The following is a 14,930-nucleotide window of genomic DNA, read 5'->3' as shown; positions in this document are numbered from 1 at the left end:
TTGTCTCGGACACCCGGTAAATCCGTTCGCCCAGCCTCATCCGCCGTTGCATGCCGCGCGCTGACGCAGAAGCTTGACGAAGGCTTCCGCAGGCGGTGAGAGCACGAGACCGCGTCGCTGGTAGATGTAGTAGCGGCGGTGGATTTCCGGGGCGCGGAGCTTGATGAAGCGCACGTCGAAATTCGCAGCGAAGATTTGCCCGTAGTCCGGAACGGCGGCAAGGCCGGTGCCAACACCCACCAGCGCCAGTGCGGTGGTGAGATATTGGACCTCGACGGCGGTCTGCATCGACAGTGAGCGATCGTGCTCGTGCAGCAGGCGTTCCAGATGCCGATTGAACTCGCTGGAGTAAATCACCCAGCGCGCGTCGCGCAGTTTTTTCCAGGAGACTGCCTGTTGGCGCGCCAGCGGATTGCGCGCCGCGCAGACCAGACGGATCGGCACATCCATCAGGAACGAACTGGTGACATCATCGCCGGTGGCGCGCTCGGGGCCGACACCCAGTTCCGCCTCGCCCCGGCGCACGATGCTCACCACCTCATCCGCCATCGCGTCGGTCACGCGCAGGCCGACATCGGGATGAGCCTGTTCGAATTCGCCCAGCGCCGCCGCCACCCATGTACATGCCAGCATCTGCGGGGCGGCCACGCGTAGCAGACCGGTACGAAGCAGGCGAAGGTCCGAAGCGCCCTCGGCGATCTGCTGAACGTCATCTAGGATGCGGCGCGCAAAAGGCAGCAATTGCTGGCCGGCGGCGGTTAGCAGCACGACCGCGCCACGGTCAAAGAGCTTCAGGTGGAGGGTCTCCTCGAGCTGTTGGACCAGCATGCTGACGGCCGATTGCGTCAGGTTGATCTGCCGCGCGGCCGTCGTGAAGCTGCCGGCCCGCGCGACCGCGGCGAAGGCCCGCATCTGGCGCAGGCTGAGATTGGAGAGAACGTCGGGCCGCATAGAAGTCTCCCGCTGGCGTGGTTCGGGTATCAGAAAGCCTGATGAGAGTATTAGAAAAATTCGCTTGTGTGATGAGGGAATTATTTTCCAGAATTCGTCCCCATGCACATTGTCGTCATAGGGACTGGAATCGTCGGCGCCTGCACGGCCGCATGGCTGCAGCGCGACGGACACACGGTGACGTTCGTCGATCCGCTGGAGGCAGGCGAAGCCTGCTCGTTCGGCAATGCGGGCTCGCTATCGCCCAGCGCTTGCCTGCCGGTGGGGATGCCGGGGATGTGGAAGAAGGTCCCGCGCTGGCTGCTGGATCCATTGGGGCCGCTGACGGTGCGCTGGGCCTATGCGCCGCAGGTGGCACCGTGGCTCCTGCGCCTGCTGCATCATTCGTCGCGCGAAGAGGTGACGCGTATCGCCACCGCGTTGCGTACACTGCTGGAGCCGATCTTCGATTGCTACGATCCGCTGCTCGCCCATGCCGATGCGGGGGAACTCGTGCGGCGCAGCGGTTGCCTCTACGTCTTTTCGTCGCGCGAGACCGCAACGCAGTGGTCATGGGGCATGAACCTGCGGCGATCGCTGGGCGTCAAGATGCAGGACGTCGATCAGGATGAGCTTGAGACTCTCGAGCCAGACCTCAAGGGACGTTTCCGCTTCGGTATCCTGGCGCCCGAGAACGGCTCTACGTCCGACCCGTCTGCCCTCGTCAAGGTACTTTACAATCGCTGCATCACGGACGGCGCGCGCCACGTCCGCGACCGCGTCCGCGGCTTCGAGCGTCAGGGCAAGCGTGTCACGGCCGTGCTGCTGGAGCGTGGCGAGCCGCTGGCGACGGATGGCGTGGTGGTGGCGGCCGGTGCATGGTCGGGCGCGTTGGCCGCGTCGCTCGACAGCCCGGTGATGCTGGAGACACAGCGCGGTTACCACGTCACCGTGCAGAGCTCGAACCTGACACTGAGCCACACCGTGATGGCGGTGGAGCACAATCTGATGGTCAACCCGATGGCCATGGGCCTTCGGCTGGCCGGCACGGTGGAATTCGCCGGCCTGAAAGCCGCGCCCAACATGGCGCGCGCCGATGCGCTTTTGCGTCAGGGGCAGCAGCTGTTCCCGCACCTCGACACGTCGTCCTACACGCGCTGGATGGGTCATCGTCCCTGTCATCCCGATAGTCTGCCCGTGGTTGGTCCGGTCCGCGCGGTCGACAACGCCTGGCTCGCCTTCGGCCACGGCCATATGGGCATGTGCATGGGCGCGGCAACCGGCCGCGAGATTGCGCATCTGGTGGCGGGACGCCCGACACAGGTGGATCTCACGCCGTTTTCGCCGGAGCGATTCCGTTGAGCCTGTCCTGGTCGCTTGCGGCGGACATGGGTGGCACGTTCATCGATGTAGTGGCCTTGCGAAACGACGGACAGATCGCCTCACTCAAACATCCGCGCGCCGGAGGCCCGCTGGCGGAGACGGTTGTCGAGGCGCTCGATCGGTTGCGCGCGCAGGCGGGCATCGGGGCAGGCGATGTCGGACGGGTCGTGCACGGCTCGACCGTCATCACCAACTTGCTGCTGGAGTTGAACGAGCCGCCGGTAGCCCTTGTGCTCACGCGCGGCATGCGCGATGTGCCCGTATTGGCGCGGCAGGACCGCAAGGAGCTATACGAGCCCGTCATCGCGCCCGCCTTGCCCGACGCAAAACTATTTCCGGGGCCGCTGCGTTTCGAAATCTGCGGACGGATCGATGCCACCGGGCGCGAGGTCGAATCGCTTGACCTGTCGGCGCTGGACGCGATCGCGGATGCGGTGAGCGGAGCCGGCGTGCGCGCCGTGGCGGTCGGCCTGTTGTTCTCGCACCTCAATCCGAACCACGAGCGTGCCGTGCGCACCGCGCTGCATGCGCGTCTTCCGAACCTGTACGTCTCACTGTCGAGTGAGGTCGATCCGCAACCGCGGGAGTTCGAGCGATGGCTGACGACAGCGCTGGACGCCTATGCCAAGCCGCTGGCGGGAGATTACCTGCATGCATTGGCCGACGCGTTGACGGCGCGCGGCCTGCCGGCACCGCGCGTGATGCGATCGTCCGGTGGCACCGCGCCCTGGCGCGACCTCGCGGAACGGCCGATCGGCCTCGCGATGTCCGGTCCCTGCGCGGCGCTGCAAGGCGTGGCCGCCAGCATCAGCACATGCGCGTCCGGTCCCGCGATCGTTATGGATGTCGGAGGCACCAGCGCCGACATCAGTCTGCTCCTGGAGGGCAGGCCGACATTCACCGATGCGCTGGAATGTGGCGGCTTGCCGATCCGCCAGCGCTGCGTGGACATCACCTCCATCGGCATCGGCGGCGGCAGCGTGGTGTCGGTGCTACCGGGCGGCGCACTGCGCCTGGGGCCGCGCTCGCAAGGCGCCTGGCCAGGGCCAGCCGCCTTCGGTCTGGGTGGTGATTTGCCGACACTCAGCGATGCGTTATACGTGCTGGATCGTCTGCCGCCGCGATTGGCAGGCGGGATCGTGCTTGACCGTGCGGCGGCCGAGACCGCGCTCGGCTACGTCGCCAGTGCGCTCGTTCTGTCGATACGTCGAACAGCCGAGGCCATCGTGAGCGCGGCCGCTGCGGAAATGGCAGAGGCGCTCAAGACCCACGTCTTCCAGCGCAACCTCGATCCTGCCAACGCGGTGCTCGTCGCCATCGGCGGCGGCGGCGCACAACACGCGGCCGAAGTGGCCGAAATAGCCGGCATCCGCCGTGTGCTGGTGATGCCGCACGCCAGTGTGATCGCGGCGCTGGGCATGCTGTCTGATCCGGACGAGGGTCCAGTCCATTTGGCGGCGAGCGATCGCCTCTGGGATTCGCTGCCGCCGCAAGGCGAAGGGCCGCATGCCCTGTTCGCGTCGATGACCACCGTATGGGTGCCCCCAGGCTGGTCCTGGCGGCTGATGCCGGACCAGACGCTGGCGCTGGAGGCGAAGGCCTGATGCCGCCCGCGCACGAGCACGCACCCGATCCAGAGATCGCCCTGCGCATGGAGCCGCTGCGACTGGCGCTGCAAGGCACGGCCGATCGCATGCAGGCCGGCATGATGCGCGCTGCCGTATCGTCCATCGCTCGCGAGGGCGGCGACTGCGCCGCAGCGCTATTCCTGCCGGACGGACGCCTGCTGGCCCAGGCCCGCTCGCTACCGCTGTTACTGGGATCGCTGATTCCGGCCGTGGCCGGTGTGCTCGCGCGCTTCCCGCTGGCAGCGATGTCCGAGGGAGACGCCTATCTGCTCAACGATCCCTGGTCCGGCGGCACGCATTTGCCCGATCTCGCGCTGGTGCACCCGATCTTCCTCGATGGCGAGGTGATTGCCCTGGCTGCAGCCAATCTGCACCATCAGGATGTGGGCGGCATGGCCGCCGGCTCCATCCCGCCTGACGCCAACGAAGTGTACCAGGAAGGCTTGCGCATTCCTCCGGTGCGCTGGCGCAGCGCCGATGGTGTGCAGTCCGACATTGACGCCATCCTGGTGGCCAATTCTCGCACGCCGGATAATTTGCGCGGTGACCTCGAGGCGCAATGGGTTGCGCTGACACAGGGCGCGCGTGAGCTGCGGCAGATCGTGCGACACACCGGACCTCGTTTCATGGAGGTCTGCGATGCCTTGCTCGCGCAGACCGAACGCATGACCCGTGCAGCTCTCGCAGCAGCGCCCGATGGCGCGTGGAGCTGGCGCGACCAGCTCGACGGCAGCGACATCGACACCGCACCGGTGACGATTGCCGTGACGTTGTGCAAGCAGGGCGATGCGCTGGTTATCGACTTCGAAGGAAGCGCGCCGCAGGTCCGTGGACCGCTGAACGCGTCGCCGGCGGCCATGCTGTCTGCGGCCTTGTTCTTCATGCGCACGCTGGCACCTGATGCTCCCAACAATGCGGGCTGCCTGGCGCCGCTGACGCTGAAGCTTCCGCCCGGCAGCCTGGTCAATCCGATGTTGCCGGCGGCAGTCAATGCGCGCACGGCAACCGTAAAGCTGGCCTGCAACGCGATCCTCGGTGCCTGGTCGCAGTCGGCAAGCGGGACGGGCGTGGCGCCACACGCCGGTGTGGCCACTGTCCTCGCGCTCAGCGGTACGCGGATGGACGGGCAACGCTGGATGTTCACCGAGATCATCGCGAGCGGCGCCGGCGCCAGCGTCAACGCGTCTGGCCGCGCCGGCGTTTCCACCGACGTCGGCAATGCCCGTAATACTCCGCTGGAGGTGATCGAGACCGAAGCGCCGCTGCGCGTGGAATGCTACGAGATCCGCCGCGGTAGCGGGGGCGCCGGCATGCAATGCGGCGGTGACGGCGTCAGACGCGCCTATCGTCTGCTCGAAGGTGAGGGCTGGATCGCCTATCGCGGAGAGCGCCATGTCGGCCGCGCCCGCGGTGCGCAAGGCGGCGACGCCGGCGCAAATTCGGTGGCCCGGGTTTTGCGTGTGGGCGGAGCGGTGGAGTTCTTGCCAGCGCGCGCCCGCATCGCGTGGTCCGCAGGCGATGTGCTGATCATCGAAACCGCTGGCGGTGGTGGCTGGGGATCTCTGGCTCCAGTTGGATCCACCGACCCACTTGCAAGGAGTTGCCTATGATCCGCTTCCCGATGTCACTCCGCACGACGCTGGCGTTGGCCAGTCTCGCGATGTTCCTGCCTGTATCGGGTTATGCGCAAGCAACTTACCCGAACAAGCCGATCCATATCGTTGTGCCCTTCGCGTCCGGCGGCAGCACCGACGTGCTTGCGCGGCGTCTCGGAGAAAAACTCGCCGCCGGCTGGGGCCAGCCGGTCGTGGTCGATAATCGCCCCGGTGCCGGCGGCACCATCGGGGCCGACTTCGTGGCCAAATCTGCACCCGACGGCTACACCCTGCTGGCGGGTGTGACTGGCAGCAACGCCATCGCACAGCCCCTGTACCCCAAACTGCCCTACGACGTGGTCAAGGATTTCGCGCCATTGTCGATCATGGTGAGCGCGCCGCTCGTGCTCGCCGTCAACCCCGACGTCAAGGCGACTACGGCGGCCGAGTTTCTCGCTCTGGCCAAGTCGAAACCGGACGCGCTGAGTTTCGGCTCGCCCGGCAACGGCACCTCGATGCATCTCACCGGCGAGATGTACAAGCAGGTTGCCGGCGTCTCGATGGTGCACATTCCTTACCGCGGCAGCGCGGGCATGCTCACCGACCTCATGAGCGGTCAGATCCAGTCCGCATTCGGTGACGTATTGGTGCTGATGCCGCAGATCCAGGCCGGAAAGGTGCGCGCACTCGCCGTTACCTCGAAGACGAGGCTTCCCTTGCTGCCAGACGTGCCGACCCTGGATGAAGCGGGACTTCCGGGTTTCGAGGCGTCGTCATGGCAGGGCTTGTTTGCTCCGGCCGGCACGCCGCCCGACATCGTCGAAAAGCTGGGCGCGGAGGTGATCAAGGCTATGCAATCTCCCGACATCAAGGATTTTTTCGCGGCGCAGGGTTTCGTCGTTCAAGGATCGACGCCAGCGGCATTCAAGGCCTTTGTCGCAAGCGAGGTGAACAAATGGACGCCGATCGTGAAGAATTCCGGCGTGCAGGCCAATTGAGCTGGCACGTCCCAACTCTGTAGCGCAGTTGCACCCGAACGACCTCGAAGCGTGTCAGAGTTGAAAGGGCGTTTGCGGTTATTGCGGTGAGCAGGACAATACGCAATCGATGACTTTCGTTTCTAGGCATCGTGCCGGAAAACTTTATTACTGCCCCCTAATGGCGCAAAGCCGACAGTAGCTCAGCTACGAAAACAACGTTTATGGCGGCGTTCTAGCAAAACTGGGCCATGGCCGATACGCACAGAAACTGCGAACAGCGATGGCCATCGCAGCCGGGTCGGCTGACACCTCAATCCATCATTCATAGGCGGCAACGCCAGCGGCATGTCCCACGGCATCATCGCGGAAACCTGTTCGGCCACCCCAGCCGCGAGCTGACGCTGCGTCTGTGCCGTGAAGCGATGACAAGGGTCGATGTCAACGTCGTCCTGCCATTCTGCGCTGTGTTCGTACGTTTCATGGTCGATCCCCATGAGATCGAGGACGAGATCGGGATACCTGTCATCAACGGTGTTGCGGTCGGCCTGCGCACGGCCGAGATGTTCGCCGATCTGAAGATGGTCTACAGCAAGAAAGCTTACCCGGCCACCCCAGCGCGCTGTGGGAGTGACGATCCCGCCGGCGAGGTGTGCTATATCGTTGCGGCGGATACGATGCGTAATTCCGCACGCATCGCGGCATAGGCAAGGGGCACATCGTTGGATTTCCGGCAATTACGCTATGCCCTTTCGGTCTCGAAGGAGCGCAGCTTTACCCGAGCTGCGAAGCGGCTGAATATCTCGCAGTCCGCCGTCAGCGAGCAAGTCAGGCTGCTCGAGGAGGAAGTGGGTTTCGATCTGTTCACGCGGACCTCGCGGGGCATCGAGGCAACTGATCGCGGGCGCACCTTTCTTTATGAATCCGAACGCGTGGTTGGCGATCTCCTAAGCCTGTCCGATACCGCGCGGCGATTGCGCGGAGCGGTGCTGGACACGCTGACGATCGCGATGGGCTCGGGCATGGCGCAGATCTTCATGCCGCGTCTTTTCGCCGACCTCAAAGGCGAACTTCCGGGCGTGCGGCTGGAGATTATCACCGCACCGACCCGCAATATTTTCACAGAGCTACATGAGGAGCGGATCGACGCTGGCCTGGCCATTGAGTCGGATCCGGACCGGTTGCCGTCCGGGCTGGTCGTCGACCGGCTGGTTGATGCCGAAATGGCGCTGATCGTTCCGGCCAAGCATCCGCTCGGGCGTGGCAAGCAGCCGGTCGATATCGGTCGCCTTCTGGCCGAGCCGTTGATCATGAGCGAACTCACCGTCGGCTATGGTCAGGTGGTGATGTCGCTGTTCACGGACCTCGGCATGCGTCCGAACGTGATCGCCGTCGTCGATAACATCGAGACCATCAAGATCATCGTGCAGTCCGGAGGGGGTATCGCCATCGTGCCGCGCGCTTGCGTCGCCAATGAAGTCGCACTCGGTCTGTTGAAGGCGATGCCGATCGCGCCGGCGCGAAATGTTGCATTCAGCCTGTTTCGTAGGCGTCAGCCGATGTCCCGGCGCAAGGAAGCCGCACTTCAGAAGGTGCTCGAGATGCTGAAAGGCTGAAAAAGGGAGCCATCTGTTTTTCCGATGGCTCCATCGATAATCGGATTTTGACTCCGTAGCGGCCGCGGACCCATGCTGGCACATCTTCACATCGGAAGTTGTCAGCATGTCTCAAACCGCCGCTCCTCGTTTTCGCATCGGAATCGATACCGGAGGGACCTTTACCGACATCGTGTCGGTGGACGCTGCCACCGGCGCGATGGTGGTCACCAAGGTCTCGAGCACGCCATCCAATCCGGCGATCGGTCTGGTGCGCGGCGTCAACGACATTCTCGCGCGGGCGGGTGCCGGGGCAGCTGACGTTGCCGGGCTGGCTCACGGGACGACTGTTGCCACCAACGCGCTGCTGCAGGGCAGCATCGAATCGCTGGGGCTGATCGTCACCTCGGGCTTCCGCCATTTGCTCGAAATTGCGCGACAGTCTGTGCCTGATGGTTACGGCAATTCCTATTTCTGGGTGAAGCCGGAGCGGCTGGTGCCGCTGCAATTCGTTCGCGAGGTCGGCGGTCGCTTTGACTTCAAAGGCAATGAGTTGCGTCCCCTCGACGAAACCATGGTGCGGGAGGCCGCACGCTTTTATCGCAAGCACAAGGTCCAGGCGATCGCCATTTGCCTGATGCACTCCTACGCTAACGACAGTCACGAGCGTCGCGTCGCCGAAATCGTCGCCGAGGAATATCCCGAAGCGACGTTGTCGCTGTCCTGCGTCGTGCTGCCGGAATATCGCGAATACGAGCGTGCGGTCACGACCCTCGTCGACGCGTTCGTAAAGCCCTATCTCGATCGTTATCTGAAGCGCGTGCATGACGAGTTGGGTCCGCTGCAGAGCGTGCCGTTCCTGGTTATGCAGTCGAGCGGCGGCGTCGCCAGTTCTGAACAGATCCTGCGTAAGCCGATCACGACAGCGCTTTCCGGCCCCGCGGCAGGCGCTCTCGGTAGCGCGGTCATTGCCGACATCGCCGGCTTCCCCGATCTGGTGACGTTGGATGCGGGCGGGACTTCGACCGACTTTTGCCTGATCGAAAACGCCAAGCCGCAACTCACCAACGGCGGCTCGGTTGGGCAGTTTCCGGTTCGTATACCGATGATCGACATCTCCACCATCGGCATCGGTGGTGGCTCGATTGCTTGGATCAGTCGCGAGGGGCATCTCAAGGTCGGTCCGCGCAGTGCTGGCGCAGTGCCGGGGCCGATGTGTTATCCGAACGGCGGCAATGAGCCCGCGATCACTGATGCCAATCTGGTACTGGGGCGGCTGCCCCCGGCGCTGATCGGCGGCGGCATCGCGCTTGATGTCGCTCGCGCCCGCGCCGGCATCGCCGCGCTGGCTTCGAGGCTACCGGGTAACATGACCGCGGAACAGCTCGCTTTGGGTATCATCGAGATCGCTAACTGGGCGCAGGCCAATGCGATCCGCCAGATGACTATCCAGCGCGGCATCGATCCGCGCACCTTCGCGCTGCTGTCGTTCGGCGGTGCAGGCCCGGTGCAGTCGCCGGCGGTGATGGACCTTCTGGGCATGAAGGCCTGCATCGTGCCGCCCAATCCCGGCAACCTCTCCGCCTTCGGCCTGCTCGCAGTGGACTGGCGCACGGATCATATGGTCACCAAGGTGATGCATGAGGACGCCATCGATCTCGCGGACATCGCACAGCGCTATGCGGCACTGGAGAAAGAAGCCGTTGCCAATCTCGAGCGCGATGGCATTGCTGCGTCGCAGATCCGTCTGGTGCGCGAGGCAGACCTTCGCTACGCCGGGCAGTCGATGGAGGTGCGAGTCACCGCGCCTGCAGGAGTCACGGACGCGGCGTTCCTTGCGGGTCTCACCGGCGCATTCCACGCCGCGCATAGGAAGACCTTCGGCTACGATTATGCCGGCCAGCAGAAGATCGAACTGGTCAATCTCTGCGTCTCCGGTTTCGGTGTAATCGATCGGCCGCAAATGCCGAAGCTCGCCGCAGGCGACGGCAAGTTTACCCCGAAGGGCATGCGTCCCGTCTATTTCGACACCGGTTTCGTCGATACGCCGCTCTATGATCGTGTGACACTGCGGCCCGGCGCGAAGATTGTCGGTCCAGCCGTCGTCGAGGAGTTTGGCTCCACAACGATGGTCTTTCCCAAACAATACGTCGAGGTCGATCCGCACGGCATTCTCGTGATCCGTCCGGTGTCGTCGAAGGAGGCGATGTAATGAACCAGCATAGCAGGCATCCCTGGCCTACTGCGCCCGCGCGTGACGTTGTCCATGTCGACCCGATCGTGTTGCAGATCGTCGAAGGCACGCTGAATTCCATCGAGGCGGAAATCGAATACGCCATCGAGCGCACCGCGCGCTCGCCGATGATCCGCGAGGCGCACGACTATCGCGTCGGCCTGTTCGACCGCTATTGCCGCAAGCTGACCGGGCGTTCCTATTCGGCGATGCCGAATGCAGTCGTTCGTGACTTCCCGCCGGAAACCATGAAGCCCGGCGACGTGTTCCTGATGAACGACACCTATTTGACCGAGGGCTCGATCGGCCATCTGCCAGATCTCTGCAGTACGGTGCCCGTGTTCCACGACGGCATCGTGGTCGCCTATATCCAGGCATTCGGCCACCACGACGACGTCGGCGGCAAAGTGCCTGGCTCGATGCCCGGCACGGCTGCCACGGTGTTCGAGGAAGGCATGGCGATTCCGCCGGTGAAGATCTACAGCGAGGGCGTCAAGAACGATGCCGTCTTCACTATCATCAAACGCAACACCCGCGTGCCGGAAATGCTCTCCGCGGATCTCGACAGCGAGGTGCAGGCCTGCCTGATGGGTGCGCGCCGTATGCAGGGATTATTCGAGCGTTTTGGCAAGGACCAGGTCGAGGCCTGTTTTCAGGCAATCCTGGACAAGTGCCGCGATATCTACCGCAACGAGTTGCTGAGCAAGATCGCGAATGGCGAATACGCGTGGGAGGACTATGTCGAACACGATGGTCTGACCGATCCCAAGCTCCACAAGATCGCGATCAAGATGACCAAGAAGGCCGGCAAGATTGTGCTGGACTTCAATGGCACCGATCCGCAATCCACCGGCCCGATCAACTGGCCGACCGACTACGCAGACGGTGCCTTCCTGATCAAATGGATCGCGCCTATCCTCCGCAATCTCGCCGACACGCCGGAGCGCGCCGCCGAAATTCACGTCAATGAAGGTGTGTGCGACGTATTCGAGATCGTCTTTCCGCCGAAGGGCACGCTGATCACGCCGGAATGGCCGGCGGCGACCAATGCGCGCTCATTCGTGCTGCTACGTAGTCTCGGGCTGCTGGCCGGCGTGGTGGCAAAGGCGGTCGACGGACGGATGCCGGCGGATCAGGAGACCATCCGCTATACCGGCTTCTACGGCAACGACGCAGACGGCAAGCCATTCCTGTCGCGCGAGGTGCTCGGTGGCGGGTCCGGGGGCCGTTATTATGCCGATGGCAACGACGCGATCCATATTGTGCCGGACTCCCGTAACCAACCAGCCGAATTCACCGAGACCCGGTTTCCGGTGATGGTGGAGAAACTGGCGCTGTCGACCGATTCCGGTGGCGCTGGCTTGCGGCGCGGCGGGCAGGGTTATGAGAAACACTATCGTGCGCTGGTGGATTGCCGCACCATCGTCACCGCAGATCGCGTCCGCCTGGGCTGTTACGGGCTGAAGGGGGGCAAGGCGGGCGAGCCGTTCTGCGTCACGGTGGACGCCGAAGGCGAAGCCCGCAAGCTCGGGGGCCTGGTCGATGGCGCCGAGGTGAAGAAGGGCCAGGTCGTGCAGGTGGTCACCACAGGTGGCGGCGGCTGGGGCGACCCGTTAACGCGGGAGCTGTCGCTGGTGCTGCGCGACGTTATCGAAGGGCGGGTCTCGATCGTCGCGGCGGGGCGGGACTATGGTGTGATTTTCACAGCGGCCAGCACGGCGGACGAACCGGTGATCGACGAAGCCGCGACTGCGGCAAAGCGTGCGGCGCTGGCCAAGGCGCGGCCAGGCGATCTGCCTATGATCGATCGCGGCGAAGGTTACGAAAAGATGCTGCGCGGAGAATTTCGGTCTCGGATGTAGCGGCGACAGAAGCAGCCGCTAAATCCGTTCATGCGGCACGAGTCTTGCTCTGAAATGAGGCAGCCGCCGCATCGGGCGTGAACGTTCAAGGCGAGAGGGCTCGCCATGCTGGTAACAGGAGTTGCACGTATGAAGTCGCTGGTTCGTTTGACATTTGCCTTGGCCGTCGCCGCAACCTTGACCGGTTTTTGCACTGGACGCGCGTCGGCGCAGGACAAGGTTGCGGTAGGCGTGTTCCCGCTGAGTTCGTCCCTGCCGTATTTTGTGGCGCTGGAGAAGGGGTTCTTCAAGGAGCAGAATATCGAACCGGAAATGACCAAGTTGATGGGCGGTCCGGCCAATGTCGCGGCGATGATTACCGGCCAGATCGAGGTCTCCGCAGTGCTCGTCACGCTCGAGGGTCTCAACGCCAATATCAAGAAGCCCGGCGTTGCGATGTATATCGCCTTGAACAGCCAGACCCCTGAATTCAAGATGGAGCAATTCGTCGTTCGCAACGGCGTGAAGGCAGACAAGATTGCCGACCTTAAGGGCATGAAGTTGATGTCGGCACCGGGACCAGCCAATCTCAACACCGCCAAGGGCATTCTTGCCAAGAACGGGCTGAAGGACGGCGACTATACCATCGATCAGCTCGACATGAGCCAGCATGTCAATGCAATGACCGCGGGCACGTTCGATGGCGGCTACACGCTGGAACCGAATGCGTCGATGATGATCAAGGCTGGCGTCGCGCGGACGCTGGAAGCCGGTGTGATCTCGAAATACATTCTCGGGAATCCAAAAGCCGACGCCTATGCAGCCGGCTGTGCCATCACCAGCGACTTCATCCAGAAGCGGCCGGACGTGGCGAAGCGCTTCGCTATGGCCTGGAGCAAGGCCGTAGACTACATCAACAAGAACCCGGATGACGCGCGTAAGTATCTCGCCAAGAACACGTTCACGCCGGATAATGTCGTCGATATGGTCTCGATGCTCGGTTACACGATGGCCAAGGACATGACGCCGACGCAGATCGCCGATCTGCAGAAACTATCGGACTTCGGCACCTCGATCAGTGTCGTGCCGGAGAAGCTCGACGTCACCAAATATATCTACAAATATTGAAGCTGGCGTGATCGTGATGCACCCCTCTGCAAGCATGGAGCTGTCTGCCAATGCGCGGGCCGCGGCGACGCGGACCGCGCCGCATGTGACGATCCGCGGCCTCAGCAAGCGGTTCGCAGACGCCACGATCTACGACAATTTCGATTTCGACATTCCGCGCGGAAAACTGATGTCGGTGTTCGGCCCGAACGGTTGCGGCAAGAGCACGTTGATCAACATGATCGCCGGGCTTTTTCCTGCCGATAAAGGTGAGATTTTGTTCGATGGCCAACCGCTCAACAAGATCAAGTTCGGTTATGTATTCCAGAACTACCGCGAGGCGGTGTTTCCCTGGCTGAGCGCCTTCGATAATATCGCCTATCCCTTGAAGGTGATGGGCGTGCCGAAGAAGGAGCGCAATCGCAAGGTAGAGAAGATCGTTGCCAGTCTGAACGTTAAGATCGACCTCAACCTGTATCCCTATCAGATGTCCGGCGGCCAGCAGCAGTTGGTCTCGATCATGCGCGCTCTGGTGGTCGACCCTGAGATCCTGTTCCTCGACGAGCCGTTCTCGGCGCTGGATTACGAGATGACGTTGTTCATGCGTGAGCAGTTGCAGCGTGTGTTCGTCGAGACCCATACCACGACGGTCCTGGTCTCCCACGACCTGGAGGAGGCAGTCTATTTGTCCGACCGCATCCTGTTGCTGTCGCGGCATCCGGCACGGCCGGTCGAATTCGTGCATTACGATGCGCCGCGCCCGCGCACCGACAAGACCATGACCGAGGGGGAGTTCATCAGCACCAAGGCGCATTGCCTCGAGATCTTCCAGCGCGAAGTGCGGAAGGGCTGACGAACCGATGAAGCGCCTGGAAGTCCTGTTGCCACTCGTGGGCGTCGTTGTGCTGCTGACCATCTGGTCGGTCGTGACGTGGCTGCGGATCGTCGATCCCGTCCTGCTGCCGTCGCCGGTTGCGACATTCAAGGCGCTGTGGACCGGCATGTTTCACGGCAAGCTGGGTGTCGATTTTGTCAAAACGGTCGAGCGGACGATCTACTCGACGATCATTGCAGCGATCGTCGCCATCCCATTCGGCATTCTGCTCGGGTCTTCCGAGCGGCTTTATCGTTCGGTTGAATTTCTGATCGACTTCTTTCGCTCCACGCCGGCATCGGCCATGTTTCCGCTGTTCCTGGTCCTATTCGGCGTGGGCGATCGCACGAAAATCTTCGTCGCCGCATTCGGCGCAGCCTTGGTCATCCTGTTTAACGTCGCCTATGGCGTTATGAATGCGCGCAAAACCCGCATTCTCGCCGCGAAGGTGATGGGTGCCTCACGCTTGCGGGTGTTGTGGGACGTTATGTTGCTGGAATCGATGCCGGCCACATTCGTGGGCTTGCGCAACGGCGTGTCGCTGGCGCTGGTCATCGTCGTCGTTGCCGAGATGTTCATCGGCTCGGTCGATGGCCTTGGCCAGCGTGTGTTTGAGGCGCAGCAGATGTTCGAAATGCCGGACATGTACGCCGCCATCTTCGCCGCTGGCGCTCTGGGTTACGGGCTCAATCTGCTGTTCCTAACCATCGAACGCCGCTTTGTGCACTGGTCGGGAAAATAACCAACCGTTGTCATCGCCCTTGGTC

General features: G+C 63.0%; 12 protein-coding genes. 11 read left to right on the top strand and 1 reads right to left on the bottom strand.

The genetic code is table 11. From position 1 onward, the window contains the following. Positions 1–36 precede the first annotated feature (36 nt). A complete protein-coding gene (locus tag AB8A33_RS18610; RefSeq protein ID WP_439094081.1) occupies positions 37–951 on the bottom strand; it encodes a LysR family transcriptional regulator in 915 nt (304 codons plus the stop codon). A gap of 102 nt (positions 952–1,053) precedes the next feature. Between AB8A33_RS18610 and AB8A33_RS18605 the strand changes: the two genes are divergently transcribed. The 11 genes from AB8A33_RS18605 (at position 1,054) to AB8A33_RS18555 (ending at position 14,905) form a co-directional block, all read left to right on the top strand. Then, positions 1,054–2,292 carry an NAD(P)/FAD-dependent oxidoreductase gene (locus tag AB8A33_RS18605; protein WP_439094080.1) on the top strand — a complete coding sequence of 413 codons (1,239 nt, stop codon included), beginning with the start codon at positions 1,054–1,056 and terminating at the stop codon, positions 2,290–2,292. Then, on the top strand, positions 2,289–3,917 hold the full coding sequence (locus tag AB8A33_RS18600; RefSeq protein WP_439094079.1) for a hydantoinase/oxoprolinase family protein: 1,629 nt from the start codon (positions 2,289–2,291) through the stop codon (positions 3,915–3,917). Before AB8A33_RS18605 ends, AB8A33_RS18600 begins: the two co-directional genes overlap by 4 nt. Next, complete coding sequence (locus AB8A33_RS18595; RefSeq protein ID WP_439094078.1) at positions 3,917–5,551, top strand: hydantoinase B/oxoprolinase family protein; 1,635 nt, start codon at positions 3,917–3,919, stop codon at positions 5,549–5,551. Before AB8A33_RS18600 ends, AB8A33_RS18595 begins: the two co-directional genes overlap by 1 nt. Then, entirely contained in the window at positions 5,548–6,534 is a 987-nt protein-coding gene (locus AB8A33_RS18590; RefSeq protein ID WP_439094077.1) for a Bug family tripartite tricarboxylate transporter substrate binding protein, read from the top strand. Before AB8A33_RS18595 ends, AB8A33_RS18590 begins: the two co-directional genes overlap by 4 nt. Before the next feature lie 230 nt (positions 6,535–6,764). After that, entirely contained in the window at positions 6,765–7,220 is a 456-nt protein-coding gene (locus tag AB8A33_RS18585; RefSeq protein WP_439094076.1) for a hypothetical protein, read from the top strand. A 15-nt stretch (positions 7,221–7,235) separates the two neighbouring features. Next, the gene (locus tag AB8A33_RS18580; protein WP_439094075.1) at positions 7,236–8,129 is read left to right on the top strand and encodes a LysR family transcriptional regulator; all 894 of its coding nucleotides are present in this window, start codon (positions 7,236–7,238) and stop codon (positions 8,127–8,129) included. 106 nt (positions 8,130–8,235) lie between these two features. Next, positions 8,236–10,320 carry a hydantoinase/oxoprolinase family protein gene (locus AB8A33_RS18575; protein ID WP_439094074.1) on the top strand — a complete coding sequence of 695 codons (2,085 nt, stop codon included), beginning with the start codon at positions 8,236–8,238 and terminating at the stop codon, positions 10,318–10,320. Continuing rightward, complete coding sequence (locus tag AB8A33_RS18570; RefSeq protein ID WP_439094073.1) at positions 10,320–12,203, top strand: hydantoinase B/oxoprolinase family protein; 1,884 nt, start codon at positions 10,320–10,322, stop codon at positions 12,201–12,203. Before AB8A33_RS18575 ends, AB8A33_RS18570 begins: the two co-directional genes overlap by 1 nt. A gap of 129 nt (positions 12,204–12,332) precedes the next feature. Beyond that, positions 12,333–13,310 (top strand): ABC transporter substrate-binding protein, encoded by a 978-nt coding sequence (locus tag AB8A33_RS18565; protein ID WP_439094072.1) that lies wholly within the window; start codon positions 12,333–12,335, stop codon positions 13,308–13,310. A gap of 16 nt (positions 13,311–13,326) precedes the next feature. Next, complete coding sequence (locus AB8A33_RS18560) at positions 13,327–14,142, top strand: ABC transporter ATP-binding protein (RefSeq protein ID WP_439094071.1); 816 nt, start codon at positions 13,327–13,329, stop codon at positions 14,140–14,142. Between the two features lie 7 nt (positions 14,143–14,149). Further along, entirely contained in the window at positions 14,150–14,905 is a 756-nt protein-coding gene (locus AB8A33_RS18555; protein ID WP_439094070.1) for an ABC transporter permease, read from the top strand. The last annotated feature ends 25 nt before the right edge of the window (positions 14,906–14,930 follow it).

Origin of the sequence: Tardiphaga sp. 813_E8_N1_3 (genome assembly GCF_051811025.1) — a bacterium.
GTDB lineage: Bacteria > Pseudomonadota > Alphaproteobacteria > Rhizobiales > Xanthobacteraceae > Tardiphaga.
Note: the sequence above shows the minus strand (reverse complement) of the source record. Positions and strands in the feature narration are given on the sequence as shown.